The 26,853-nt window shown below is 41.7% G+C and carries 21 protein-coding genes and 1 pseudogene; 11 read left to right on the top strand and 11 right to left on the bottom strand.

Going from position 1 to position 26,853, the window contains the following annotated elements:
• The first annotated feature begins 267 nt into the window (after positions 1-267).
• The 5 genes from nifB (at position 268) to infC (ending at position 4,100) form a co-directional block, all read left to right on the top strand.
• Positions 268-1,704 carry a nitrogenase cofactor biosynthesis protein NifB gene (nifB, locus tag G4P69_RS17730; protein WP_208350655.1) on the top strand — a complete coding sequence of 479 codons (1,437 nt, stop codon included), beginning with the start codon at positions 268-270 and terminating at the stop codon, positions 1,702-1,704.
• A gap of 78 nt (positions 1,705-1,782) precedes the next feature.
• Positions 1,783-2,175, top strand: coding sequence for a DUF362 domain-containing protein (locus G4P69_RS17725; protein WP_208346629.1), 393 nt, complete (start codon positions 1,783-1,785; stop codon positions 2,173-2,175).
• 93 nt (positions 2,176-2,268) lie between these two features.
• Positions 2,269-2,559: a hypothetical protein gene (locus G4P69_RS17720; protein WP_208350648.1), complete on the top strand. Its 291-nt coding sequence runs from the start codon at positions 2,269-2,271 to the stop codon at positions 2,557-2,559.
• A gap of 94 nt (positions 2,560-2,653) precedes the next feature.
• Positions 2,654-3,268, top strand: coding sequence for a Uma2 family endonuclease (locus G4P69_RS17715; protein WP_208350647.1), 615 nt, complete (start codon positions 2,654-2,656; stop codon positions 3,266-3,268).
• Positions 3,269-3,551: 283 nt separating this feature from the next.
• Entirely contained in the window at positions 3,552-4,100 is a 549-nt protein-coding gene (gene infC, locus G4P69_RS17710; protein ID WP_279606305.1) for a translation initiation factor IF-3, read from the top strand.
• 158 nt (positions 4,101-4,258) lie between these two features.
• Here the strand turns inward: infC and G4P69_RS17705 are convergent, their stop codons facing one another.
• Complete coding sequence (locus G4P69_RS17705; RefSeq protein ID WP_208346320.1) at positions 4,259-4,558, bottom strand: RNA recognition motif domain-containing protein; 300 nt, start codon at positions 4,556-4,558, stop codon at positions 4,259-4,261.
• Between the two features lie 474 nt (positions 4,559-5,032).
• On the opposite strand from G4P69_RS17705, the pseudogene G4P69_RS17700 reads away from it, so the two are divergent.
• Positions 5,033-5,944: pseudogene (locus G4P69_RS17700) on the top strand (ATP-binding protein); the annotation flags it as partial.
• 72 nt (positions 5,945-6,016) lie between these two features.
• On the opposite strand, the gene G4P69_RS17695 reads toward G4P69_RS17700, so the two are convergent.
• The 4 genes from G4P69_RS17695 to G4P69_RS17680 form a co-directional block, all read right to left on the bottom strand.
• Positions 6,017-6,808 carry a sulfite exporter TauE/SafE family protein gene (locus G4P69_RS17695; protein ID WP_208350645.1) on the bottom strand — a complete coding sequence of 264 codons (792 nt, stop codon included), beginning with the start codon at positions 6,806-6,808 and terminating at the stop codon, positions 6,017-6,019.
• A gap of 101 nt (positions 6,809-6,909) precedes the next feature.
• Positions 6,910-7,359 carry a hypothetical protein gene (locus G4P69_RS17690; protein WP_208346535.1) on the bottom strand — a complete coding sequence of 150 codons (450 nt, stop codon included), beginning with the start codon at positions 7,357-7,359 and terminating at the stop codon, positions 6,910-6,912.
• Between the two features lie 624 nt (positions 7,360-7,983).
• Positions 7,984-10,146, bottom strand: coding sequence for an FAD/NAD(P)-binding protein (locus G4P69_RS17685; RefSeq protein ID WP_208345414.1), 2,163 nt, complete (start codon positions 10,144-10,146; stop codon positions 7,984-7,986).
• A 611-nt stretch (positions 10,147-10,757) separates the two neighbouring features.
• Entirely contained in the window at positions 10,758-12,104 is a 1,347-nt protein-coding gene (locus G4P69_RS17680; RefSeq protein WP_208350643.1) for an LLM class flavin-dependent oxidoreductase, read from the bottom strand.
• A 117-nt stretch (positions 12,105-12,221) separates the two neighbouring features.
• Here G4P69_RS17680 and G4P69_RS17675 point away from each other — a divergent pair, with 117 nt between their 5' ends.
• Positions 12,222-12,842, top strand: a complete 621-nt coding sequence (locus G4P69_RS17675) for a pyroglutamyl-peptidase I (RefSeq protein WP_208346419.1) — start codon at positions 12,222-12,224, stop codon at positions 12,840-12,842.
• 38 nt (positions 12,843-12,880) lie between these two features.
• On the opposite strand, the gene G4P69_RS17670 is transcribed toward G4P69_RS17675, so the two are convergent.
• A complete protein-coding gene (locus G4P69_RS17670; RefSeq protein ID WP_208350640.1) occupies positions 12,881-13,963 on the bottom strand; it encodes an aliphatic sulfonate ABC transporter substrate-binding protein in 1,083 nt (360 codons plus the stop codon).
• A gap of 163 nt (positions 13,964-14,126) precedes the next feature.
• Complete coding sequence (locus G4P69_RS17665; protein WP_208346301.1) at positions 14,127-15,011, bottom strand: TauD/TfdA dioxygenase family protein; 885 nt, start codon at positions 15,009-15,011, stop codon at positions 14,127-14,129.
• A gap of 408 nt (positions 15,012-15,419) precedes the next feature.
• Here G4P69_RS17665 and G4P69_RS17660 point away from each other — a divergent pair, with 408 nt between their 5' ends.
• The 3 genes from G4P69_RS17660 to G4P69_RS17650 all read left to right on the top strand — a co-directional run bounded on the left by G4P69_RS17660 (position 15,420) and on the right by G4P69_RS17650 (position 18,834).
• Positions 15,420-16,703 carry an MFS transporter gene (locus G4P69_RS17660; RefSeq protein WP_208345170.1) on the top strand — a complete coding sequence of 428 codons (1,284 nt, stop codon included), beginning with the start codon at positions 15,420-15,422 and terminating at the stop codon, positions 16,701-16,703.
• Between the two features lie 132 nt (positions 16,704-16,835).
• On the top strand, positions 16,836-17,429 hold the full coding sequence (locus G4P69_RS17655; protein WP_208345169.1) for an IS607 family transposase: 594 nt from the start codon (positions 16,836-16,838) through the stop codon (positions 17,427-17,429).
• A 28-nt stretch (positions 17,430-17,457) separates the two neighbouring features.
• Complete coding sequence (locus tag G4P69_RS17650) at positions 17,458-18,834, top strand: hypothetical protein (RefSeq protein ID WP_208345168.1); 1,377 nt, start codon at positions 17,458-17,460, stop codon at positions 18,832-18,834.
• Between the two features lie 315 nt (positions 18,835-19,149).
• Here the strand turns inward: G4P69_RS17650 and nifE are convergent, their stop codons facing one another.
• Positions 19,150-20,586 carry a nitrogenase iron-molybdenum cofactor biosynthesis protein NifE gene (nifE, locus tag G4P69_RS17645; RefSeq protein WP_208345167.1) on the bottom strand — a complete coding sequence of 479 codons (1,437 nt, stop codon included), beginning with the start codon at positions 20,584-20,586 and terminating at the stop codon, positions 19,150-19,152.
• A gap of 781 nt (positions 20,587-21,367) precedes the next feature.
• On the opposite strand from nifE, the gene G4P69_RS17640 reads away from it, so the two are divergent.
• Positions 21,368-21,529, top strand: coding sequence for a hypothetical protein (locus tag G4P69_RS17640; protein ID WP_208345166.1), 162 nt, complete (start codon positions 21,368-21,370; stop codon positions 21,527-21,529).
• A 144-nt stretch (positions 21,530-21,673) separates the two neighbouring features.
• On the opposite strand, the gene G4P69_RS17635 is transcribed toward G4P69_RS17640, so the two are convergent.
• The 3 genes from G4P69_RS17635 to G4P69_RS17625 all read right to left on the bottom strand — a co-directional run bounded on the left by G4P69_RS17635 (position 21,674) and on the right by G4P69_RS17625 (position 26,798).
• Positions 21,674-22,939, bottom strand: coding sequence for an ABC transporter permease (locus G4P69_RS17635; RefSeq protein WP_208345629.1), 1,266 nt, complete (start codon positions 22,937-22,939; stop codon positions 21,674-21,676).
• A gap of 677 nt (positions 22,940-23,616) precedes the next feature.
• The gene (locus G4P69_RS17630) at positions 23,617-24,729 is read right to left on the bottom strand and encodes an ABC transporter permease (protein WP_208345628.1); all 1,113 of its coding nucleotides are present in this window, start codon (positions 24,727-24,729) and stop codon (positions 23,617-23,619) included.
• Between the two features lie 89 nt (positions 24,730-24,818).
• Positions 24,819-26,798, bottom strand: coding sequence for an ATP-binding cassette domain-containing protein (locus G4P69_RS17625; RefSeq protein ID WP_208350637.1), 1,980 nt, complete (start codon positions 26,796-26,798; stop codon positions 24,819-24,821).
• Between the last annotated feature and the right edge of the window lie 55 nt (positions 26,799-26,853).

The raw sequence follows: 26,853 nt of genomic DNA, 5'->3' as shown, positions 1-26,853 counted from the left end.
ACCTATATCGCCAAGCACTTAACGCGCTAATCAAAAACAAAAGCGCTTCCAAGTGAGTGGAGGGATGATGAAGTAGCACCATGCCCCTGTGAACCGAAGTCGCGCCTGTAAGCAAAGATTTCACGCCTTGTTTCACAAGCTGACACACACCAGTTAAAGAAACTTAGGTTGTAAGCCTCTCTTACAGTAACGTGACTTCCATTCCTGGGTAAAACAAATAGCATCTCCCACAGTGGCAGCATCAGTACCCGACCTTTGCGAAATTCAATGACACCACAGTCTACAGGACTCGTTACCTCTCTAGTTACGGAGCCAACAACCAAAACAAAATCCGGTGGTTGCGGATGTAGCAGCAGCACCACCGTGGAAATGGATGAGAAACTTAAACAACGGATTGCCAATCATCCCTGCTATAGCGAAGACGCTCATCACCACTATGCAAGAATGCACGTTGCAGTTGCACCTGCTTGCAACATTCAATGCAACTACTGCAATCGGAAATTCGACTGCGCTAACGAAAGTCGTCCTGGAGTGGTAAGCGAATTGCTAACCCCAGAGGAAGCAGCACATAAAGTTTTGGTGATTGCAGGTAAGATTCCCCAAATGACAGTATTGGGAATCGCAGGTCCTGGAGATCCACTCGCAAACCCAGAAAAAACTTTCCGTACCTTTGAATTAGTTGCCGATAAAGCACCAGATATCAAGCTCTGCCTCTCAACCAATGGTTTGATGCTTCCTGAATATGTCGATCGCATCAAGCAACTAAATATAGATCACGTCACCATTACTATTAATATGGTGGATCCAGAAATCGGAGAGAAGATTTATCCCTGGGTTCACTATAACCGTAAACGTTATAAAGGTATTGAAGGCGTCAAAATTCTGCACGAAAAGCAGATGGAAGGCTTACAAGCTCTCCAAGAAGCCGATATCTTGTGCAAAGTCAACTCGGTAATGATTCCGGGTATTAATGACGAGCACCTAGTAGAAGTCAATAAGGTGATTCGCTCAAAAGGGGCATTCCTTCACAATATTATGCCTCTGATTTCTGCACCAGAACACGGCACTCACTTCGGTTTGACGGGTCAGCGCGGTCCCACACCTAAAGAACTTAAGGAAGTGCAAGACCAGTGCGCTGGTAATATGAAAATGATGCGTCATTGTCGTCAATGTCGGGCAGATGCAGTAGGGTTATTGGGTGAAGACCGCAGCCTGGAATTTACCAAAGATAAATTCTTGAACATGGCTCCAGAATATAACCTTGAACAGCGTCAAGAAATTCACGCAGGTATTGAGAAGTTTAAAGAAGAACTCAAAGCAGCCAAAGAAAAAGCACAACGTACTAACGTGGCTTTACAAAACAGTCCCAAGATATTGGTCGCAGTAGCAACAAAAGGTGGTGGAATCGTCAACCAGCACTTCGGTCATGCAAAGGAATTCCAGATTTATGAAGTCGATAGCAATGGAGTTCGCTTTGTTGGTCATCGTAGAGTTGACCATTATTGCCAAGGTGGATATGGAGAGAAAGCTACCTTAGAAAATATCATCAACACCATCGCTGATTGCAAAGCAGTTTTGGTTTCTAAGATGGGTGAATCTCCCAAGGAAAAATTGCAAGCCGCTGGAATTCAAGCTGTTGAAGCTTACGACGTGATTGAAAAGGTCGCTAGTGAGTTTTACGAGCAATGGAATAAGGACTGTTAATGATTAGTGGTTGGTTATTTTGTGTAAAAAATAACTAACTAACCACTAACTACTAACAAACTTACGAGGAACATAGTCATGACTTACCAAATTACTAGTCAGTGTATTTCCTGCAATATTTGTCTATCCGAATGTCCTGTAGGCGCGATCAAGATGATTGATGAGCGTCCCTGGATTGACCCCAACCTTTGTAAAAACTGCGTTGATACTGTATATACAGTGCCTCAGTGTAAAGCTTCTTGTCCAACCTACAACGGTTGTGTGAAGCAACCCAACGATTATTGGGAAAGCTGGTTTGCTACTTACGATAAACTCATCGCGAAGTTGACAAATCAACAAGATTATTGGGATCGTTGGTTTGACTGCTACTCTCAGAAGTTTTTGATATCAAACAAAACAAGAATGTTTATCTGGCAAGGGTTTCAAAGCCTATATCCTTACAGCGCATTCGAGGTGCGTGAGGTACATTAGTAGGAGCGAACGGCGTACTCTGCGAGAAGCCGAAGGCTACGCCCTTGGACTATCGGTGTACCTCTTCCCTCATTTGTCTCAAAACTGTTGTAAATGTTGCTATGCATCAAAAATATTGTAAGGGTGTGTTTAAGTCTTCTGTTTGTGCGTTGGCGTTGGTCATTCATCCTCCTTTTGTTGTATGCGATCGCCTACACTCCTTTTTCGGCATCTGAGTCATTAAGATTCCGGAAAATGGCAAGAGAATTAAAAATTGTAGTCCGAGTCACAGAACGAGAAAAAGCAAAGGTGCAAGCGTTTGCTGATAAACTGGGCGTATCCGTCTCAGAGGTGGTGCAGGATTGGATTAAGTCACTACCCGATCCGATCACTCACGGGGGATAAATGAGCCAGCGCGTTGCTTTGGTTCCCAAAGTTGTAGCGACTGGCGTCCCCCCGCGTCGGCTTTCACCCTCCCGTACTATTTTGGTAAAATTCTATGACTACGACTCTACCCAAAACAGTAACCTTCGAGGAATTTATTGAGTGGTATCCCAACGACGGGGTGCGATACGAGCTACATAATGGAGTGATTATTGAGATGGCACCCCCAACCGGAGACCATGAAAAAGTTGTTGGCTTTTTAGCTGAGAAAATAACTATAGAGTATGTCAGGATAGGGTTGCCTTACCGCATCCCCAAGACTGCTTTTGTTAAAACACCTTCTGCTAAATCTGCTTACTCACCTGATGTATTGTTACTAAATCTTGATAATCTTGGCAACGAACCTCTTTTTCAAAAACAGTCAACAGTTACTCAAGCAGCATCTGTACCTTTAGTTGTCGAAGTCGTTAGTACCAACTGGCGGGATGACTATCACCTGAAATTTGCCGATTATGAGGAAATGGGTATCCCTGAATTCTGGATTGCAGATTATGCAGCGTTAGGGGGTAAGCGGTTTATCGGAGATCCCAAGCAGCCTACTTTCTCGGTATGTCAGCTTATAGGAGATGAGTACGAAGTCACCAAGTTCACTGGGAATAATCGAATCGTATCCCCCACCTTTCCCCAACTCAACCTCACTGCACAGCAGGTTTTTGACGCTGCTTTGTAAATTAGGGCAAGGTAAAATTTTTTCTACCCTTTATGAGCCTCCCTTGGAGTGGGACTTTACTGCTGAATTTTGCGCACCTATAGTTGACGATTTGGTGTTATATTTTGTCCGGAATCTCACTAACACCAACGGGAACGGGAAAAACCACTCTCAAAAACTTTTACAAAAGTTTCTCCAACATTGGGAAGCTAAACTGCGAACTTTTGTACTGCATCCGTCCCTTAGCTTTGAAGTTTCGTCCTGCAAATTCAGACTTCATCAACACTGATGTAAAAGGACTAACCTGTGGAAAGTTAGTAAGCGTTGTGCTAGCCTAGTAGTAAATTACCCAGAGGCAAATATTATCGTAGTCCATAAACAACTCATTAACCATCAAATCAAGTCACCTCAGGTCTTGTTAATAGACCATGAAAATAACAATCGTGGTCTTATTGACACTAAAGAAGCTCTGAGTTTAGCTGAGAGTCTGGATCTTGATCTAGTCGTTGTCTCCGAAGCTAAAGAAGTTCCTGTGACTAAAATTCTGAATTATGGAAAATTTCAGTACCAGCAAAAAAAGCGTCAAAACCAAAGTTCTAGACCAGTAGTCAAGGAAGTTAGATTCCGTCCGAATGTTGGGACGTCTGATTACCAAATACGTATTGAGCAAGCTATTCAATGGTTGAGTAAAGGTGATTCAGTTAAGTTTTTAATTCGCTTACGAGGTCGAGAACATCAGTATCGCGATCGCGCTGGAGAACTACTAGAGCGGATTGCAGAGGATCTCAATAAAGTTGGTAAAATCCAGTTACTCGATAAACGATCATTGATTGTTCAGATTATTCCTGGCTAAATTAGCCATCGCCAACAAAAGTTTCTTGTCTACCCTCAATTAAGCGACAAAAAGCCCCTCAATTTCTGTATGAGGGGCTACGAACAAAAAGTGACACCATACTGTGAACACTTTTTGCCTCTTAGATTCAGTATCTACAAGAGATTACTATATTTCTATTAGTAGCGGTTACGGAAATTGCCGCCGCCTCGGTTACCACCGAAAGAACCTCTATCTTCCCGTGGTCTTGCCTTATTCACTTTTAGGTCACGACCCATCCATTCAGCACCATCTAGTGCATCAATAGCAGCTGATTCTTCAGCTTCTGAACTCATTTCTACGAAAGCAAAGCCGCGCAAACGCCCCGTTTCGCGATCAGTAGGTAGCTGAACGCGCTTTACAGAACCATATTCTGCGAACACAGATTGTAGACCAGCTTCTGTAACTTCATAAGAAAGGTTGCCTACATAAACGGACATAGTACTGTCTCCAAAATCCTAGTGTGTGGAGATTTAGATTTCGGAGACAAGCCAATTAATATAATTAACAAACAGAATCACCGAATTAATTCTCATCTTTTTCAGGTTAACATATTCCAGACCGCTATGTAAGGAAAAGTTCTAAAATTGTTATATTTCGTTATAACTAGTTTCATTGTAATTTTTAATGCACTTAGGACTTTGTCCGAACCGTCTGCCCGCGTGTGTTCGCGTAAAGCCCTGCGGGCATAGCTGCGCGTCGGGCGCAGCCTCTCCGAAGAGCGGGAAGCGTCTCGTACCCCTGCGCTTAAGCAAGCGTGACAAGCAGCGTCTCCCTTGGGAGAAGAGAAGGCCACTTGATAATTTTGCTAAAGCTTAACTGCTTACAATTCCTGCTGTTAAACTTAATGCAGCACGATCGCGCCGCATATCCCTATGTCTCGTTGGTTTAATACCGCAGGTCCCTGTCAAGCTGACATTCACTATTTATATCAACAGCATACCAAAGATACCGGACAAGTTTTTACACAAGAGGCTATTGAGACAGCTTTTTATTTGACTCAAGGACAACCGTGGTTAGTAAATGCCCTTGCTAAAGAAATTGTTGAAGAGATGGTAACAGAGACAAATGTCGCCATAACACCGGAACATGTGAACTCTGCAAAGGAAATCTTGATAGTAAGGCAAGATACTCATCTCGATTCCCTTGCTGAACGACTGAGAGAACCAAGAGTAAAGGCAATTATTGAGCCAATATTAGCAGGACTGGAACTTGGAGATGTACCCAATGATGATATCCAGTTTGTTATCGACTTGGGTTTATGCAAAATGGATCCACTAGGAGGACTGGCGATCGCTAATCCAATTTACCGTGAAGTGTTACCGAGAGTGTTAACAGTAACACCGATGGCTTCGCTACCTCAAATTGCACCCATTTGGTTAACTCCTAGCGGTGAGTTAGACACAGATGCTTTGTTGCAGGCATTTTTGGTATTTTGGAGACAGCATGGAGAGCCATTACTTGGTAGCGCTGCTTATCATGAGATTGCACCGCACTTGGTACTCATGGCATTTTTACATCGTGTGGTTAACGGGAGTAGAACTTTAGAACGGGAGTACGCCATTGGACGTGACCGAATGGATTTATGTTTGAAATATAGAAATATAACATTAGGGATTTAGTTAAAAGCTTGGCGAGATAAAAAGGGCGATCCAATGGAGTCAGGTATTGAACAGTTAGATTCTTATTTGGCTCGACTAGGAGTAAATTGTGGGTGGTTGGTTATTTTCGATGTACGCACCAAAGCTTTACCGATAGCAGAACGTTTAAATACTCAAGTTGTAAATACAAAAAATGGTCGTTCTATTACTATTATCAGAGCTTAACGCTCTTTACTAGTTTGTTAATCCCGTAATGGGGTACGAAGTCCTATTTAGAAATTAAAAATATACGTGGACCTAATAAACTAACTTACAGCTAACTCCTATAAGTAGTGTATAAATTGCAAATTTAAGAACACGCTGAGGCATTAGCTGACAAAGCTTTGCACCTAACATGACTCCTGGAATTGTCCCTATCCAAATAGGGATCACTAAACCCCAGTTCACAGTTCCTAAAAGAATATGTCCAAGAGATGTAAATGAGAGCAAAATAGCTGCTTGGGCTAAATCTGTACCAACTAATTTGCGGGAGTCGAGTTGAAAAAACGCAATCAACACCATTGCGAATAAAGAACCCGAAGAAACACTGGTCATTCCCACCATTGATCCTAAAATTGCTCCTACACTCATTGCTTGAATGCGTCCAACAGAAGTATTTAAATCGAACTTTGGCGGTTGAGGTAATTCAAAATCAGGGAAAAATCCTTTGATAACTAACTGTCCGAGTCCTAAAAAGACGACTACCAGAATCATGAACCCCAATAAACGCAGAAGGATTTCATCTAAGTTGGCGATTCCCATTTGGCGAATTAGATATAAAATTCCCACTCCCGCAAGGGAACCAGGTACGCTTCCTAATGCCAACCATTTAACAACTTGACAGTCGAGGGTTTCTTGTTGCCAATGTTTTACCCCTCCGACGATTTTCATCATTGTTGCTGCGACGATATCAGAACTGACTGCAACAGCAGGAGGTACTTGGAAGATAAATATGAGCATTGGGGTGATGAGTGATGCTCCACCGATTCCAGTTAAGCCGACGATGATGCCGATTAGAAAGCTGAGTACAGGTAATAGTAAAAAATCCATATTATTCTTTTAAGGCTTTATCTTAGTGGGATTCCCGAGAGCGTGAGAAGACCGGGAATCTTGGATTGACATCGTCACAAAGGTATGGGTATATTGCCTAGTTAGCTACTGGGGAATAGGTTAGGTGTGTCCAAAATTTTGAAGTAGATCAGTGTGAGGATCACCAAAGTATATCCTGTGGAGGATGCTAAACCTGTCAGCAATTCTTTTTTTAGGTTACGTTCTTGGTTTTGATTGGGTAATACATCCATGACTCCAGCTTGCATCAAAAGAATACCTAAGACATTGGAAAGCCAGTATCCGGCGATCGCGCATGGCAAAAACAAGTCTTTGAAGAAGAAACTACACAAATAGCCAAAACCGTACGCGATCGGTAGGTTAAAAAATAGGTCATTCCACCAAGACACAGGGGAGAGTAAAAATCCAAGTACCAAAAAAAAGCCTCCTCTAATTTTTTTGAGAATTACTGGGAGGCTTATCCCGTCTTTGTTTGATTTTTTTACGGATTCATTTTGTATATTAATTATACTTATTTGCTGTGTATTGTCCATAATAATTCCATATTTTCGATTCACTTACCGTACTTTAGTACAAATAAATTTAAAAATCTATTCGTAAATACACAATCGCAATAGAGAAAATGTAGTTATCGTTACAACTTTGTTAACTCAGGGAGTTTGTCGAGTAAGATAGGTAATTTTTTCTATCCCCAACACAGCTTAAAAGAGTTATTCCCTCCATTAAATGCACGCCTCGATTTTTGGAGATAAAAGAGACATTTTAACCTCAAGGTAAACAAGTTGTTTTTGCGTATTAATACTTAAAAATAGATGTCCTTTTGAAGCATTAAGTTGTCAGATCAGATTTAATTTTTTCTTAATTTTATAGTGTGCCTGAAGCTCAGAAGCTCATTGAGTAAGGCTTACGTTCCTGTTGTGGAAAATTATTTATTTTTGAGTGTAAGATTAATTACTTTTGTTTATCATTTTTAGCACAAAGAATGCTGGTTCTTATTTGTTACATCAGATAGATTGAGGCTTAAGTACTAACAGCGATATCTTCGTTGACAGCAAGCAATTAAATTGGTGCGTTAGCGAAGCGTAACGCACCCTACAATCAAAAATCGTTCGATGGAAGATTTGACCAGACACCCCCCTTTTTCTAGCATGATGGATTTAAATCTGATAGTCCAATGTGACTAAAACTTTACCCCCATGCTGATTTGCAGGCACAGCTTCGGACATCTTTTTGGGATAAGGTAGCTTTAGGCTATTCATCAGCTCTATAAACTGGCTGCGACTGCGTCCCGCAAACCGGGGATTCCAGCGCTTTTCTTCCCCAATAGTAGATACTGTTCGTCCTTGGTAATCATGACCAGGGTACACCCATGTATCATCTGGTAGAGTAAATAGTTTTTGGGTGACGACGTTATACAGTAATCCAGCATCTCCATTTTGGAAGTCAGTTCTACCGCAACCTCGAATAAACAATGCATCTCCGGTTAATAAATGAGTCCCATTAACTAAATAAGCCATGTGACTGTTGGTGTGTCCAGGAGTGGCGATCGCTTGAATTTCTATGCTCCCGAGTTGCAAGATTTCACCATCTCCAATATATCTGTCTGCACGGTCAGTCTCAGCATTCTCAGGAAACACGCTTAAACAACCTGTAAATTGACTCAGTTGAGCTGTTCCAGTAATGTGATCAGCATGAATATGGGTTTCTAGGCAGTACTGTAGAGTTAATCCTAATTCTCGCAATATTTGTAGATCTCGGTTGACCCGTTCTAATACAGGATCTACCAAGACCGCTGCTTTAGTTTCAGTATCAGCTATCAGGTATGTGTAGGTACTCGATTCTGGATCGAAGAGTTGACGAAATAACATAGCAGGTTGATGCGACTTGCTCGCATGATCTTCAGCGAAAGAATCTCTAGACTTAGCGTAAGGTCTAGCATGAAAAGATTTCAGTAACTCCTGTGCCAAATTCGCAGCCTGAACGCGAATCTCGGGAACGGCTGTTGTTTCCCAAAGATTTCCTTTGCGAGGTGTTCCTATAGTATACAGTCTTTGGGAGACGTTTCCTTGTACATCAATCACAGCACCATTAGCAGCAGTTTCGATACCGATTGATGATGGATGAGAATGAATCAGCTGTTGTGCTTGTAAGCTACTAATTAGTGGATGCTGCAAAGAAGCATAGTTACAGTTTGAACCTGTACAGTTGATAATTCGGTTCACTCGCAAAACAATATCTGCGTTTGTTCCCCGCTCTCTAATTGTTACATCTAGACCATCTTCAAACTGTCGGCAATTTTGAATTCTACCTGCACTGTAGCTTATTTGCGCCTTATCCAGTACTTCGGCAATGTCGGCTGCAATTCTATGTCGGTGCACTTCCCAGTAAGCTTTTATGTGGCGTAGGAATCGTTTCTGTTCTCTTAGTGGTAGTGCTTGCCAAAGTAGTTGAGTTATTGGACGGATTGCATCTACGACTGCGCGCCAATCTTGTCCCTGGGTGATTGCTTTTTTGACTTCCTGACGTACTAAATGCATTAATCCCCGCGCAGTTTTTGGCGCAGTCTCTGGAGCTATATATATAGGATAGGGAGTTGTTAATTTATGACGCTGTGGCATTAATCCATGACGGGAGACAGCAAGGATTTTTCCTCGAAATCCTTGCTGATGAAGTGCAACAACTACATCAACCATCGTTAACCCAGTTCCCACCAACAAAATCGAATCTTCCGCTTTGAGATCAGAAATTGCATCACTAGACCACGCATCCCTAACATAGGGATTATTCTTACCTAAAGAGGCGATTGGTTTTGGTAGAGAGGCTGGGAAATTCCCGACTGCTAGTACAGCTTTTTGGACGTGTAAGCTTTGTCCACTACGTAGGTATACTTTTGTCCCATCATCTTTTGCTTGAATGGCGATCGCTTCATCAACAATCTTTTCTAACTGTACATAAGCCGGAGCATTTTCTAGTGCTTGGTTCAAAATTGCCTGGATATAATCCCCATAAATCTTACGCGGTACAAACGTTGATGCACTCACCTGCTCATAACCCTGACTATGCAGCCAATTTAAGAAATGATCTGGTTTATCTGCAAAAGCGCTCATCTTACCTGCTGGTACATTCAGCAGATGGGACTCAACAGGTGTACTGTATGCAACTCCTCTACCAATTTCAGGATTCCTTTCAATCAATTTAATTGACACTGGAGTGGTTGCATTTTGCAAAAGATTTGCTGCAACCAGAGAACCGCTTAATCCGCCGCCAATAATAGCGATATCCCCACGAGGAAGAGTTAAGTTAAAAATGCTATTGTACATAGGTGAAGCGTGAAATTTACTTGTTAGTCTACAATTACAAATTTATATCGTGCAAAATATAAATGTAAGTATTTTGTGTTCTTAGGAGAGGTGAATTTCCTGGAAAAACTACTTATGTACTAGAGAAACTAGGAATTGAATTTGAGTATCCAACTGTGTAGATAGAACTAATGAGAATTGTGAAACTATACAGGTTAAAACCTATATTTTGGAAGGATTTGATAGCTTTCCTTACTAACAAGTGTATCTATTTTAAACAAATCCTATGTAAATACAGTAGTTTTATGATGGCTTCGTATTATTTGTTCTATAACAGTAATTTTTTCTATCTAATTGTCGGCATTTCCTGACACTATGAACTGTTATAGGGAGAGTCGCTGAACTTTTATTGCTATCACGTATTAGACAGACAATTCTTTACTGGGATTTGTTAAAAAAGAATTAAAATATCACCCCAAAAATTGACCGCAAAGGGCTATTCTGCTTTATTCCTATTTTCCCCTATCGAAAGCGATGAAAGAACGCTAGTCTATCAGAAAAGCTAGAAGCAATTCAGAAGCAGATAATACAAATTGAGAAACTCCTCACTCAAACGGAGTAAGGCGATCGCGCTAGGTTACAGATGCGGTTATGGCTTCAAAGAACTGGTTAGCAGGACGGGCAAGTCCAAGATTTTCCCGGAGCGTCTTCCCTTCATACTCTTTCCGGAAGATCCCACGTCTTTGCAGTTCTGGAACAACTTTGTCTACGAAATCGTTCAACCCTTCAGGAAGAAAAGGGAACATAATGTTGAAACCATCAGATCCTTCCTCGTTTAGCCATTGCTCCATCTCATCGGTGATCGTTTTGGGTGTACCAACAAAAGCTAAGCCGCTGTAACTACCGACTCGTTGAGCGAGCTGTCGAATGGTTAGGTTCTCCCGTTGCGCCAGCGCTATCACTCGTTCTCGTCCACTCTTGCCACCGTTGGTCTGCGGAATTTCTGGTAAGGGACTATCAGGATCGAAACCCGAAACATCGTAACCAAGGGCACTATTCAAGCTGGCGATACCACTATCGTAATGTACTAAGCTGTCCAAATGTTTACGCTTGGCGATCGCGTCTTCGACAGTTTCGCCCACAATCACCAAAGCACCTGGAAGAATTTTTATACTTTCAGGGTCACGTCCAATTGCCCGTGCCCTTCCCTTAATGTCAGCAAATAAAGCTTTACCTGCTTCCAGATTACCAGCAGGTGCAAACACAACTTCGGCGGTTTCGGCGGCTAATTGTCGTCCTGCATTAGATGCACCCGCTTGTACTATTACCGGCCAACCTTGGACAGGTCTAGCTATGTTTAATGGTCCACGCACCGAGAGATATTTTCCCTTATGACCTAGAACGTGAATTTTTGCGGGATCAAAATAAATCCCTGATTCTACATCTCGGATAAATGCATCATCAGCAAAAGAATCCCAAAGACCTGTAACGACATCATAAAATTCCCTAGCCCTCAAGTAGCGTTCGTCATGCTCTATCTCAACTTCAAGACCAAAGTTGAGTGCTGCGTCGGGATTTGCTGTGGTGACGATGTTCCACCCAGCGCGACCCCCGCTGATATGGTCAAGAGAAGCAAAGCGACGAGCAATGTGGTAAGGCTGGTCGTAGGTCGTGGAAGCAGTAGCTACTAAGCCGATGTGTTCGGTGGCGCTGGCGAGAGCAGAAAGTAGAGTGAAGGGCTCAAAGGAGGTGACGGTGTGGCTACGCTTAAGGGCGTTAATTGGCATATTAAGCACAGCTAAGTGATCCGCCATAAAGAATGCGTCGAACTTGCCCTGCTCTAGTTTTTGGATGAATTGTTTCAATGCAGGGAAGTTAAAATTGGCATCAGGCAAAGCCCCTGGATAGCGCCAAGCGCCGGTGTGTATGCTTACCGGGCGCATGAAGGCACCCAGTTTCAGTTGCTTTAATTCGCTCATGAGCCCCCCGTATAGATAGTCTTAACTACGCCTTCAGTATGCTAGCTTGGACAGATATACTGATCGCCATTATCGTAAATAATTAGCTAATCTAATTATTAGAGTAACATATAAAACATGAAAGTTTTGCTAACAGGTTTTAACCCATTTGCGAACTTAAAAATGAACCCTTCGCAATTGATTGTTGAAGAAATTGCGGCGAAAGCGAAATCTTGGCATGACATTCAAGTAACTGGAGAAGTTTTACCAACTGAATTTGTGGCAGCAGGTGAGCGGATTCAAGAATTAATGAGTCAGATTAAACCTGAAGTTTATTTAGGCTTAGGTGTCGCAAGAAGTCGAAGCATACTTAATCTTGAAAGAGTTGCGCTAAACCTGGACGACTGCACATTGCCTGATAATGCGGGATTAACTCTTGAGGGAAAAAAGATTGTGGATGATGCTCCAGTGGCATATTTCTCTACTTTACCACTGTTGCATATAAAAAATGAGTTAATAAAAAAGGGTACCCCAGTCGAAATATCTAATCATGCAGGAACCTACGTTTGCAATCACGTCTATTATTTGGCATTACGTCAAATTAACCTATTAGGAATTGACACTATAGGTGGCTTCATTCACATACCTTTCATCTCTGAACAGGATAGTGTTGCTGGACAGCATAAAATTAATTTGTCTGAACTTGTATTAGCGATTGAGCATTGCTTGCAAATTCTTAAATACTTCAAAAGCACTTGATCCCCAAACCGTTTTTCTTGGGAAGCAACATCACACAATCATGCCCTATTTTTAATACTCTCAGGAATGATTGCGGCATATTGCTGAGAAGTTAGGGTTGCTTGCCGGACATCAACTTGTTTTGGCACGATTTTTAACTTGTATAAAAGGTCAGCAACCTCCTGTTGCGCCCGCAATACTTCCTCATTGATGGGTTGCATATTGTACTTTCGCCGAGATAGCATTATTTCCATCGTTGGCACATCAATCTTTAACTGTGGGGCAAGGATTTCAGCCGTCGCCCGCCTGTTTTTATTTGCCCACTCTCCAATTTCGTAGTATTCTTCCAGAATTGCTTTGAACAGGTCAATGTTATTGGTAGCAAAATCCCTGGAAGATAAGTAGAAAGAGCCTGGTGTTTTAATTCCCTGAGCATCTCGCAGCAGTCGCACCGTTCCGTCTTGTTGAAACTTGATCAATGTAGGGTCGATCGCTACATAAGCATCAACAGTTTTGTTTAAAAATGCTGCTCGCCCATCGGCAACAGTCAAATTCACACCTTGAACATCGCTAAACTTCAAGCCAACTTCTTCCAGCGCTTTCGCCAAAAAATATGTCAGAGCAGTTCCTCTAGCATAAGCAACTTTCTTGCCCCGAAGATCCGCAACGGTTTTAATAGGAGAATCCTTGGGGACAATAATCCCATAGCTTTCCCCCGTCCCGGCGGGGATGTTTACTAAATAAACCAGATCGTTGCCAGCAGCCTGGGCAAAGATCGGTGGCGTTTCTCCAACTTGTCCTCCATCAATGCTACCCACGCTTAAGGCTTCCAACAAGGGCGGTCCAGAGACAAATTTCGTCCAGGTAACATTGATTCCCAAAGGAGCTAAACGCTTTTCGATTACACCTTTTTCCCTTGTCAAATCACCAAATGTTGTGTAGCCAAGCCGAATACGTTTAGTTTTGCTATTAGTGGTGCTGCCATTACTCGCAATTATGTTTTTGTTCTCTGTCGTCTTCTGATCTTTACTGCCAGCATTTACCCCACAGCCCACTAATATACTGAAAGAAGTCAACCCATACAACGTGTAAAGCAAATCTCGCCTGGAAATTAATCGCTTCCTGACATAAGGTTTAATCATGATTTCTCAATCCCTTGTTGTTGATGCGGGTTGCTCAGACTTTTAAATAAGAGGGGCGGGTTTAACCGCATCACATCATGACCAACGGCATAAAGCTATCGGAACTCGCCCCTAACCAAATACCTCTAGTTACCTCATGCAAGATCTTTGGACTGCTAAACCTTTAGAACGGACGGCTACCTCGAAGGCTAACCCGTTTGAGAACACGGGTGGCATTGACATCAAATTCAGGACGGTAGTGAGCTGTTGCCTGGTTATCCCAATAAAGCAAGTCGCCCTTGCTCCACTTGTGCCGATAAGCAAATCGGGGTTGTTTGATGTGTTCATACAACCGCGCAATTAGTTTTGCTCCTTCTGCATGGTCATAATCTATGATGTCTACATCGCTTGCAGCATTCAAGAAGAGGATTTTTTTGCCAGTATCTGGGTGAGTGCGCACCAGTGGATGGATTGCAACTCGTTCGCCAGGTTGAGCTTCTCGTCCAGCTGCATATTTAGGCTCTCCATACTCATCGCGATCTTTGCTGCCATAAAAATTGAAGTAGCGAACTTGCAAGCCAGCAATTTGCTCTTTTGTGGCATCATCTAACTCTTCATAAGCTTGAGCTAAATTCACCCAATAAGTATCGGGACCATTCTCAGGGACTTCTACCGCGTATAGGAAGGATCCGCTAGATGGCACAGGCAGCCAGTAGTGATCGATGTGGGGTAAAAGTTCGCGATAGTTCGGTCGGATGTTGACTGAGTTCTCTTCGTTAGCAGCATTTGCGAGAGTGAGAACTAACGGTGGCAGGTATTCTTCTGTTTCCCCTTTGCGGATGTAGGCGGGTTGTTGGAGAATATCGCCAAAGTAATTGGCAAATGCTAACAATTGGTCATCGGTTAATGTCTGATTCTTGAAGATCAGGAGATGGCGATCGCGCCACGTCTGCTTGAGCAGGAGAATCACTTCTGCTTCTGGAGAATGACTGGCATCAACTCCGGTAATCACAGCACCAAGAGCAGATCCGGTGGGTGTAATCTCAATCCGAGTTGCGGTAAGTGTCATAGTTTGATCTCCTTAGATTTACGACTAATATGAGCAACTGATGGCAGCAAAGTCACTTTTGGGCAGAGAAACTAGCTTCGATACACTTGTGACCGATGTCGATTATCTGTGGTTTGGTGTTTACACTTGCCTCTTTGAATGGGAATTGTGCCGATATGCAATCTGCCGTGGGCGGCAGCGCTTTGCTATCGCAAAATTCCCATGGTGGAAGCATAACTAATATTATTTTACTATAAATCTACCAATTTATCGTAGATTTGAATAGGATTTTCCTATGAGCCTTTTGAGACTACAAGGCTCTTCAATTGCCTCACTGCTTAAGTAATCTAGCTCACATAGATAAACGATAGCGATTATCTTAGATAATTAGATAACCTAATTATTAGAGCAGCATATAAAATTTTCCTCATGAAAATTTGGAATAGACAGTCAGGGAAACGCATAAGTAATCTCATCGAGAACTATTTACCTGCCTTTCGCTGGCGTAATTTTCGCTTGTTTTTTGGCGGACAGTTGTTATCAATGTCTGGGACATTTATGACCCAGCAATTAACCATTCCCTGGCTGGTATACGATTTGACTAAATCGGCTTGGTTATTGGGAGTAGCAGGATTTGTGCAGTTTTTACCTACCTTATTAGTAATTCCCTGTTCTGGCATATTATCTGACCGATGGAGTCGTCGGGACTTATTAATGGTGGTACAGATATTGGGAATTAGCGTTTCCCTCGCTTTAACAATTCTCACCTTTACGAATTGGATTACCTTTCCGATTCTATTAGTACTGAGTGCTCTCAATGGTTTACTCAAGGGATTAGATGTGCCCGTGCGCCATACAATCGTCACGGAAACGGTGGATGATCGCGCTGATTGGAGTAATGCTATTGCCTTGAATTCAGTGATGTTAAGTTCTTCTCTGGTATTGGGACCAGCTATAGGCGGGATTTTGATTGCGACGCTTGGTGTAAAATATTGTTTTCTTTACGATACTATCAGCTATATACCTGCAATTTTTAGCTTGCTAGCAATGCGGCTTCCAGCTAGACGAATGCAGGCTCTTACAAACCTTAGAGATGCTTTGCAGAAATTGGGTGAGGGGTATAAATATATCACGACGTTTCAGGCGATTAGAGCAATTTTATTAGTCCTAACAGTACAGGGTTTAGTCGGGATGTCTCATATCTCGCTCATGCCCGTTTTTGCAGCTAAGATTTTAAATGGTGATGCAACTACAATGGCTCACCTAAGTACCTCAGCGCCAATAGGATCCTTGTTCGCTTGTGTGTATCTGAGTTTCAGACGAGGGATTGCAGGTTTAGAGCGTTTGATTGTAGCGGCTCAAATTTTGGTCGGGATGAGTCAAATCTCCTTCTCACTATCGCGTCAAGTTGAACTATCGATAATCATACTTGTGTTTACAGGCTGCTTTACCATCCTACTGGTCACAAGCAGTAATATGATTATCCAAAACTTGGTTGCAGAGGATAAGCGTGGACGGGTGATGAGTTTTTATGCTCTAGCAATGGTAGGTACAATGCCTTTTGGGAATTTGTTTGCTGGAACTTTGGCAGATCATTTTGGCGCAACTAATGCCTTGATTGTCTCCGGTAGTCTGAGTATGTTAGGGGCATTATGGTTCTGTGCACAATTGCCAGAAGTAAGCCGTTGCACTCATCGACATCTATATAAATGATGTAGGAGCGTATCCTTACCAACGGGAAGGGTACGCCTCCACGAAGAGATCAACAAACAGGTAATTAATTTTGACGTAACACTAGAAAACTGAATCTTGGAGTATAATGGAGTAAACCGAGAAATTTACTTCATGAAATATTTATCACCAATTCAAGCACAAAAAATGTACGGATACCACCCAAAGACTTTGGCTAATTGGGCGGACGAAGGGAAAATAGAATACATTCGCACGCCTGGAGGACAGAGACGCTACTTAGCATCGTCTTTAAGTTCCAGAGTGCAAGCCAAACCGGAAGAAAAAACGATTCTTTATTGCAGGGTATCAACTCACTCTCAAAAAGATGATCTTGATACTCAAGTTATTGAGCTTTCAAAACGCGCACCAGACGCAGAGGTGATCCGAGAAATTGGGTCAGGGATGAATTTTAAGCGGAGAAAGTTTATGGCACTAATGCAGCGAGTTGCCGAAGGGGAGGTGTCACAAATAGTTATAGGACATAAAGACAGGCTGTGTCGCTTTGGGTTTGATTTTGTAGAGTGGTTTTGTCAACTCAATGGATGCAAGATAACGGTTTTAGGAAAGACAGAGCTAAGCCCTCATCAAGAGTTAATGCAGGATTTTATGTCGATCATGCATTGTTTTAGCTCAAAACTTTATTTCCTTAGAAAATACAAAGAAAAGCTTTTGGATGATTTTGCAAAAACGGAGTCAAACGGTGTATAATGCAAATAGGTCGACTTAAAGGAGTTTTATGTCACTAAAGCGCAAAAAAGGTTATTCAATTGAATCCAAAACAGCCAGATTTACTTTATTAAGGGATGGTATAGATTTGGGTGAAACTAAAACGGCTTTTAACGATTTGGTGTCATTCTACTTCGCTGTTGTTGCCACTCATCCAGAAGGGACATGCAAAGCGGACGAGTATTACACAGTGTACGAAGGGCTAACAATAGGAGAAGAAGCGGCGTACCCAATACCTTATGATGCACCTTCGGCGTTTCGTCGTGCTGCCATTAGAAAAGCTATTGGTGCTTATAAGTCTTGGAAAACCCATTACGACAAATGGAGTACTCGACCACCAAGAAATAAAAAACATCGTCCACCTGTGCAACCAAGGGCGTTTAACTTCAATCCAGTTTTTTACACTGGGATGTGGAAAGATGACACTGGCTCAAGCATTATGCTCAAAATCCGTAGAGATAACACTTGGGTTTGGGTTAAGTTTCAATATCAAGGTTACGACTTTGGAGACTGTTGGGAGAAAGCATCTCCAACTATCACTTTAAAAGGTGGCAAAGCTTATCTAGATTTCACTGTAGAGAAATATGTACCAGCAACAGGAGGATTAAAAACTGTTATTCAACAATCAGATTTACGCATCTGTTGTGTTGATTTAGATCTAGATGGAAGTATAGCTACATGCAGTATTCTTGAGTCCGACGATAACGGGGTTGTAAACGAAATTAGCCGCATGACTGTAAAAGGTCATACAGCCCACGTCAGTTGTAGGAAGCGTGATTTAGGAAGAATTGCACGTAAAATGAGACAGACTGGTATAGTCAATAAAGGCTTTGCTAGTACCCGATTTGCAAAGATATCTCGTAAAGAGCGCAACGAAGGATTTAGAATCTCTAATGAGATTATAGAATTTGCCCAGCGTCATAACTGCAAAGTTATTGTATTTGAGCATCTTGCCAATTTGAAACCAAGTCGCGGCAAGTACTCAAGACGCTCTAATCAAAAACGTGCCTATTGGCTCAAAGGTAAAATTGTAGACAATGTGCGTCGTATCGCGTATCAGCGTTATGCCATTCTTACTGCCAGAGTCAACCCCAGAGATACATCAAGACTTTGCGCTGTTAACGGCGTAGAAGTTTGGAGAGGAAATCATTATTTACCTACTCTGTTGGAATTGTGCGAACCATATCAGTATGGGGGAAAGTGTTTTGCCACAGTTACAGGGGAGCGCGGCAACTCAGGGTTGAATGCAGCTCGCAATATCGGGTTAAAGTTCTTGTCTCGCTCTTTTGTACAGCCAGTACTCGCATTAGAGAAAGCTGGCACTTTCCGAAAAGCCAAGCCTGTAAAGGCTGGGTGTGATAAGATTGCAAGCAAGATCGGTGGCTAACCGTTTCCAATCTTATCACGGGGGCTGTGTAAGTTCCTTGTGGTCTTTCCTACCATCCTACGCCTACTCGGTTGAATCTACGATTCTTGATCTCAGTAGAGCGCTCACAGAGGAGAGCAAAAACGAGAAGTTATGGTTAACTCCGGTTGACTACACTTTTAGATTACACGGCTATCTAAGGTGATTTACAGGAATAAATATACCGCCCTAGTTGGTTTCGGCTTCGCTTAACCAACTGAGAGATCGTCAGTTGAGCGAAGTCGAAACTGAGCGAAGTCGAAACTCGCACTCCCCAGGTATTTTCTTTCTCGGAAATCACCTAATTCTTAAACCAGTCGCTTGGTTTGAAGAACTAATTTTCTCATCCCAAGGAGCAGGTTTGCTAATTTGCTCCCAGATTGGACTAAACAAAGCTTCATGCAGTTCGCGTGCTAGTACTACCAAACCTGCATAACCAGCATAAGCCTGGTGACGTTCATGGTTAATGTCTAAAAAAGGAATTCCTGCTTTGAGTGCTGTATATTTATTACCAGCGCCAGCAATCAACACATCAGCTTTTGTTTGCTTTAATGCCTTTAAGAGTGCTTCGGGAGTTGTGTCAGACAAAACCATTCCATCTTTACCAAGATATTGTTTAATTTTCGCTTTCTCCTCTTCTGTTGTTTTTCCATCGGTAGCTGCAATAACTTCCATTCCCAAGTCTTGGGCTGCTAAGATAAGTGACCAGCTTTTTACACCACCAGTGGAAAGAATAATCCGCTTACCTTTTAAATCGGCAAGGTAAGGAGCTAAGGCAATATCTAAAGCAGCAGTTTCTTGGGCAATTAACTTTTCTGTACGTTCTTTAAGCTCCAGGGCAACAACACTATCTCCCAAGGATAGGCTTAATTTTGCCACAATATTACGTAAGCAATGGTTTAAGTTTGTCGTACCATAGAAAGACTCTTCAATATAAGGAATTTCGTAGCGATCTACCATTGTTTGTGCCATTTCTATAACTACATTTGAGCAAAGTACTACATTTAATTTGGCACGATGAGCATAGCAAACTTCTTGATAACGAGCATCACCTGTAATTTTGGAAAGAACTCGAATCCCCATTTTTTCGAACAATGGTAGAACATTCCACGTTTCACCTGCAACATTATAGTCACCAACAATATTAATATCGAATGGTGTGGTAAACTCAGGTTCTGCTGTACCAATTACATAATTCAATAAAGTTTCGTTAGCGATGCGATTCCCTAAATTTTTACTCCCAAGAAATCCAGGCGCATCAACATAAACAACAGGGAGATTAATTTTTTCTGCAGCTAATTTACAGACACTACCAATATCATCACCAATTAAAGCAGTCACACAAGTAGCGTAAACGAAAATAGCAGAAGGATGATAGCGTTGAGCAATATCGAGAATAGCTTTGTATAGTTTCTTCTCTCCACCAAAAACGATATTACCCTCAGTAAAGTCGGTAGTGAAAGCAGTTTGGTATAATTGCGAGCCTGACGAGAGACTACCATGAGTTGCCCACGGATTGTGAGTACAGGAAACAGCACCATGCACTAAATGAACAGCATCAGTAATAGCTCCGACAGAAACCATCGCTCCATCAAAAGGGCAATTTCCTTGAGTTGCACCAGGCTGTGGTGGCTTTGTGCAAGTGAGTTTTTTCTTCCCAGTACGTTTTTTCTGGTTATATTTGCAAGCTGTTTCGCGGAGTGGTTCGTTGATTGCTACTTGAGTATTTTTCATGCTTTTCCTCGCGCTGAAGATGAATACAAAACAAGTAAAACTGACGCATCATGTATTTTCAGCAAGACCTGTTATGCCAGGGTTAATTGCATGAGGGATATCTTAATCTTAACCCCTCACGGCTATGAGATGTAATTCACTTACCAATGTTAGTTTATCTAAATATTAGATAAACTAATATTTAGATAAACTAAAGATTATTTTAATTTTTTTTAGAATAAATGTTATTCGTGAACAGAATAATTACATTTTTTTATCGCTTGTCTTCGGTTTTATTAGCCTATCAATAAAGTTATTTTTTTCTAATACTTTAACATGTGTCTTATTTAAAACTAACAATAACTTGCATTTAAGTAAGTCGGCGAGAAAAATTCAATGTACAGGCATCCGGTTTGATTTGTGAAAAAATCTCAGTAGTGTTGTAGGGTGTGTTAGCGCAGCGTAACGCACCGAAAGCTTGGAATGGTGCGTTGCACTGTGCGACAACACAACAGCAGAATAAAATCTATACCGCAAACAGCCTCCCCTACAATCCTCTGAGCGGCTATTATTGTGGTACTTATAGACAATTACTTTTAATTATTATTTTGATAAAAAATAGTATTTGATTCATACTCATTATAAACCTAAAGTAAAACTAAGTTTTAATACACATCTCGAAGAAAATATAACGACTAAAGACAAGGGACAAAGCACAACACAAAGATTTTGCTGATTTTTAAATATAAATTGCAACTTCCTGCACTGTCGCATCTACGTACCTCAAACAAGGATGATTTAAATGGGACACGTATTTTCATCGCTGTTATTAGCATTATCAGCTAATGTGGACAATCTCCCTGTCGGAGTAGCCTATGGAGTTAAAAAACAGAGAATCAGCTTTTTGGCTAACTTACCCCTCTTCTGTCACTTTCCAGGAGGGCGATCGCTAAAACCTTCATGAGGCAATCAATACAAGCTATACTTTTAGAAAAAAATGGGTCTTGTCTTTAGTATTAGAAAATAATCGCGCGATCTCTTGCCATACAAAAGCTCCAGAATTCACAAATGACAAGAGTTTTCGGAGAGTGACAGAAGAGGGGTAACTTCAGCTTAACTGACTTCGGAACTGACGGACACTTAAGGTCATCAAAACTATGGCGAAAATGAGCAACATTAGTACTTGAAACCAAAGTGTTTCAAGACCAACTCCTTTGAGCAGCACTCCGCGACAAACTTCGATAAAATAACGCAGAGGGTCGAGATAAGTCAGCCACTGCAAAAACGTAGGCATTGAAGAGATTGGGCTGATCGCTCCAGATAAAGTAACTAAAGGCGGATTGATAAAAAAAGCTGACAACTGTGTCTGCTGCTGGCTTTTTGAGAAGGTCGCAATTATGATACCAATGCTAATTCCCACCAAGAAGTAAAGTACGGCAATTACGACGAACACTGGTAAATTACCCCGAAATGGTATACCAAAGACCTGTTTTGCTATGGTAAGAGCAATGAAAAGATCGACTGTTAGCAGAACAACCAATGGACTGATCTTAGCAAGGATTACTTCTGTATTTGAAGCTGGAGTCATAACTAATTGCTCGATAGTCCCTGCCTCTTTTTCAGCCACCACTAATGATGCAGCAGCTTGGGAACCAATAACCGTAAGTAAAACCCCAAATATCCCTGACACGATAAACCAAGAGTTTTCCAGACCGGGATTATACAACGCTGTTGCCGTAACTTCAACTTGTTGGCGCTGTAGAGAGCTATTTTGTTGTGTGTTAGTTGTTGAGTTAGAAGTGATGCTTTGACTCAACAAAGCATTATTGGTAGAAACTCCAGAACCAGTCACTCTTTGACGTAAAGATTTAGCTAATTGAGGTGCATTATTTAATTGACGTGTATTATAGTCACTTACCAATTGACTAACGTAACTAGAGGCAATGGTTGCTGTGTTAGCATCAACAGCATCGTATAGTGCTTGTACTTCAACTGTACGCCTCTGGGCAATGTCATAGTTAAATTCAGGCGGAATAATGATCCCAACAGTGAGCGAGCCTTTTGCTAAATCAGTAAGCAAATCTTGTTGAGCAGTGTAGTAATGACTGATAACAAAAGCATCAGTCTGCTGGAATATTTCGATAAATTCACGGGAAGTGCTGCTGTGGCTGTAATCAGTGATACCAACGTTCAAGTTTTGAAACTTAGGATTGAGAGCAAAGCCAAACAACATCAAAAAGACAGTAGGAGGTACTAGCATTTGAATGAGGAGTTGACGGTTACGAAATATTTGACTAAATTCTTTTTGAAATAAAGCCCAGAATCGACTGCTTAAAATCGCGTCTATAAAGTTTGTAAATCCTTTTTTTATCATATCTTTGCTCCTGTGCTATAGTTTCAGCCTGATGTAAAAATGCTTTAATCTATCCCTCTTCTGTCACTTTCCAGGAGGGCGATCGCTAAGAGATAATTTATAAAGTAAACATTAAGACTCTGTAGGTTGGGTTAAACGGAGTGAAACCCAACAAAATCCTAAAAATGTTGGGTTTCGTTCCTCAACCCAACCTAGGCAAATTAAAGGTTTTTGGTGCTAACGATGCTTAAGATTTACTTTATAAATAGCCTCTAAAACCCTCATGAGGCAATCAATACAAGCTATTCTTTTAGAGAAAAATGGGTCTTGTCTTTAGTATTAGAAAATAATCGCGCGATCGCTTGCCATACAAAAGCTCCAGAATTCAGAAATGACAAGAGTTTTCGGAGAGTGACAGAAGAGGGCTATAGCAATCCTAAATGAGTTGTAAAATTCTTGGCTTAGGGAGGGAACAGGGAAGAGGTAAGACAGATATATACGTATACACAGGTGTGTTCGTTTTTTTCACGAATGATTTAGCACTGCTATAGTAGAGATTGGCGCAAATAAAGCTACCATCTAAATACGCATTGACAGAAATCATCAGATATGAAGTAGGAATTAATAGCGCTTCAACGAAAGATTTTCCACACATGAGAGTGTTCCCGCCCATGGTAGGGGCCAACGCCTGTCAACCTCTAAGAATCGACTTGCATACTTTCCAATCGACGCCAAGCCAAAAAGAAAAATAAGCTAGCCAGCAGCGCCAAAGCCAAGACTGGAAACCAAACTCCTAACCAGCCTACACCACGAGCATAAGCATCACGAGTGATGAGAATATAGTGTCTAGCTGGTATTAAGTAGGAAATCCAACGAATGGCGATTGGGATATTTGATACTGGGTAGATGTAGCCGGAGAGTTGGAGTGACAACAAAAAAGCAGTAAAAGAAACAGCTTGAATCGCAGCACTTTGTACTTGAGTATTTCTGCCAAGAAGGATACCCCAAAAAACTCCACAAGCAATGTAGATAGCTGAACTAATAATCATAGGGGTGGGGTCACCCGCAAACCGCAGACCAAAGACTAACCATGCTTCTAAGTTTACTAACAATACCTCCGCCATTCCTACTAGCCAGAATGCTGCTACTTTACCAAGTAAATATTCAATACTTGTTAGGCTAGATGCATAAACTTGGAGGATAGTTCCTTGTTCATACTCTTTAGCTATTGCTAAAGAAGCCAGAAGTGCAGGAAATAGGGTGACGGTAATCGCTACAGCTCCAGGACCAATGTATTTCAAGCTTTCTAACCCTGGATTGTACCATAGGCGTGACTGAAGACTTACGGGAACAACATTACTACCCCTCTGGTTTTCGACAAAAGCATTAGTGACTGCGTTGGCATATCCTCTCACAATGTTTGCAGTGTTGGAATCTGTCCCATCTAGCAAAACTTGTGCTTCAGAACTACGCTGCGCTCGTAGAAAGTCTCGCGTAAACTTTGGAGGGATGATTAAGCCGGCTGCGATTTTTCCTTGATTTAACAGTTGCAGCACATTAATATTTGGTCCATAGGCAACTATGTTGAATTTGGTGGTGCGTTCAAAGGTAGCAATATATTCTCGGCTAATTTGTGTACCGTCTAGATCCTGAATCGCAAAGTCAATTTGATTCACCTTTAATGAGAACCCAAAGCCAAACAGCAATAGTAGTATTAATGGCAACAAGAGTGCCATTATTAATGACAGTCTGTCTCGTCCTAATTGTGTTAGCTCTTTAATAGTCTGAGCAAAGATGCGTTTTGTTCGCATAGTTTTTTGTTAATTATTGGTTGTTAATTATTGGTTGTTGTTAATAATCAAGAATAATCAATAACTAACCACTAACCAATAACAATTTGTTAATCTTTTGGTACATCTAAACCACGTTCGCGTGCTTGTTCGACTACATTGATGAATACGTCTTCAAGAGAAAATTTTATTTCTCGATGGCTTTGCACTTTTACTCCTGCTTCTTTGAGCCAATTTTCTCCTTGAGGAATCTCAGTCTGTGGATCATCTAAGATTGTATGCAAACGAGAACCGAAAATAGATACACGTCTGCGGTCAAGTTTCTGCTTAAGGAGATCTGAAGCTTGTTGCATGGGTTCGCACTCCCATTCGACTAACTGTCCTGGTTGTTCTTGCTTGACTTGGCGTGGGGTTCCTTGTGTCACAAGTTCTCCAGCTACCATGAATCCCAAACGGTGGCACTGTTCGGCTTCTTCTAAATAGTGGGTAGTGACTAAAACTGCCATCCCTTCACTTGCAAACTGGTTAATCCAACGCCAAAATTCTCGTCTTGCTAGGGGGTCAACACCAGAGGTTGGTTCGTCAAGAAACACTACGTTTGGTTCGTGCATGACTGCTGCACCAAAAGCTACTCTTTGTTTCCAACCACCTGGTAAGTCGGCTGTTAGTCTATCTTCTTGACCTTCTAAGTCACTCATCTGGAGTACCCAGTTTTTTTTAACTCGGCGATGGCGGCGGGGTATACCATAAACACCACAGTAAAACTCTAGGTTTTGTCCTATTGTTAAGTCGTCGTAGAGAGTAAATTTTTGTGACATGTACCCAAGTTTCTGGCGTACGCTAGCACTACGCAAGTGACCTGTTTCTCCCACTAGACTTACTTTTCCAGAACTTGCACTGAGCAATCCACAAAGCATTTTGATTGTGGTAGTCTTTCCTGCACCATTCGCCCCTAAAAGACCAAAGACTTCGCCATATTTTATGTCTAAATTAATATCTTTTACTGCTCGGAAATTACCGAAAACTTTATTGAGATTTTCTGCACCAATCGCTGTTCCTGTCAATTGTTCTGCTGCGAAAATTCGGGGATAGTCACCAGCAAAATTCTCACCTTTGAGTTCCCGCAGGCGGGCAACAAAGGTATTTTCTAACGTTGGGCTATCGATCACACAATTTTGGATTTCCATCTGTTGCTGTTCTAGGATGTGTTTAATTCGCTTTGTCGTTTCTTGAGGTTGGGCTGTCAGCACATCCAAGCGATCGCCAAACCGTTGTACATCAGAAACTGTATCCTGCAAATCAACATTATTCTTCAAAATCTCTGCTGCGTAATCTAATTGGGCGATGGGTAGATAAACCTCTAACCGTCGCACACCCAAACTCGCTTTCACGTTAGCAGGTGTATCACACTGCTGTATTTTGCCTTCATACATTAAAGCAATTCGCGAACAGCGTTCTGCTTCATCCAAGTATGGGGTAGCGAGAACTGTAGTTATATTTTCAGTCATAGCAAGCTGTGCTAATATATCCCAAAACTCGCGACGCGACACTGGATCAACGCCTGTAGTCGGCTCATCTAAGAGCAAAATTTTTGGCTGGTGAATGAGTACACAGCACAGAGCAAGTTTTTGTTTCATTCCTCCTGAAAGCCGACCAGCTAAACGTTCTTTGAACGGTGCTAAGTCCAATAACTCTAGGTAGCGTTCGCTACGAGTTTTGAACGCTGCGTCACTCACCTCATGCAAACCTGCTGCGTAGCGTAAGTTTTCTAGAATGCTCATGTCTTGGTAAAGACTGAAACGCTGGGTGAGGTAGCCCAATTGCAAGCGGACATCTCTGGCTTGGGAATTAAGAACTTCAACAATACCACTCTTTTGCGGCATGACACCTGATAGAATCTTAAACGTCGTAGTTTTACCTGCTCCATCTGGTCCAATTAACCCAAAAATCTCGCCTTGATAGATGTCTAAGTTAAGACCAGCTACAGCTTCATTGGTTTGTTTGCCATAAAAGTGGCGCAGATCTCGAACAGAAATGACAGGTACTTTGATACCCTTTTGTTGGGGACTAGGTTGAATAATTGTTGCCATAAATGAGGAGTCAGAATTATTACATCATTTTCACGAAACATATGGAGAAACAAAG

Source organism: Aetokthonos hydrillicola CCALA 1050, from assembly GCF_017591665.1.
GTDB classification, from domain to species: Bacteria; Cyanobacteriota; Cyanobacteriia; order Cyanobacteriales; family Nostocaceae; genus Aetokthonos; species Aetokthonos hydrillicola.
This window is presented reverse-complemented; position numbering and strand designations above follow the sequence as displayed.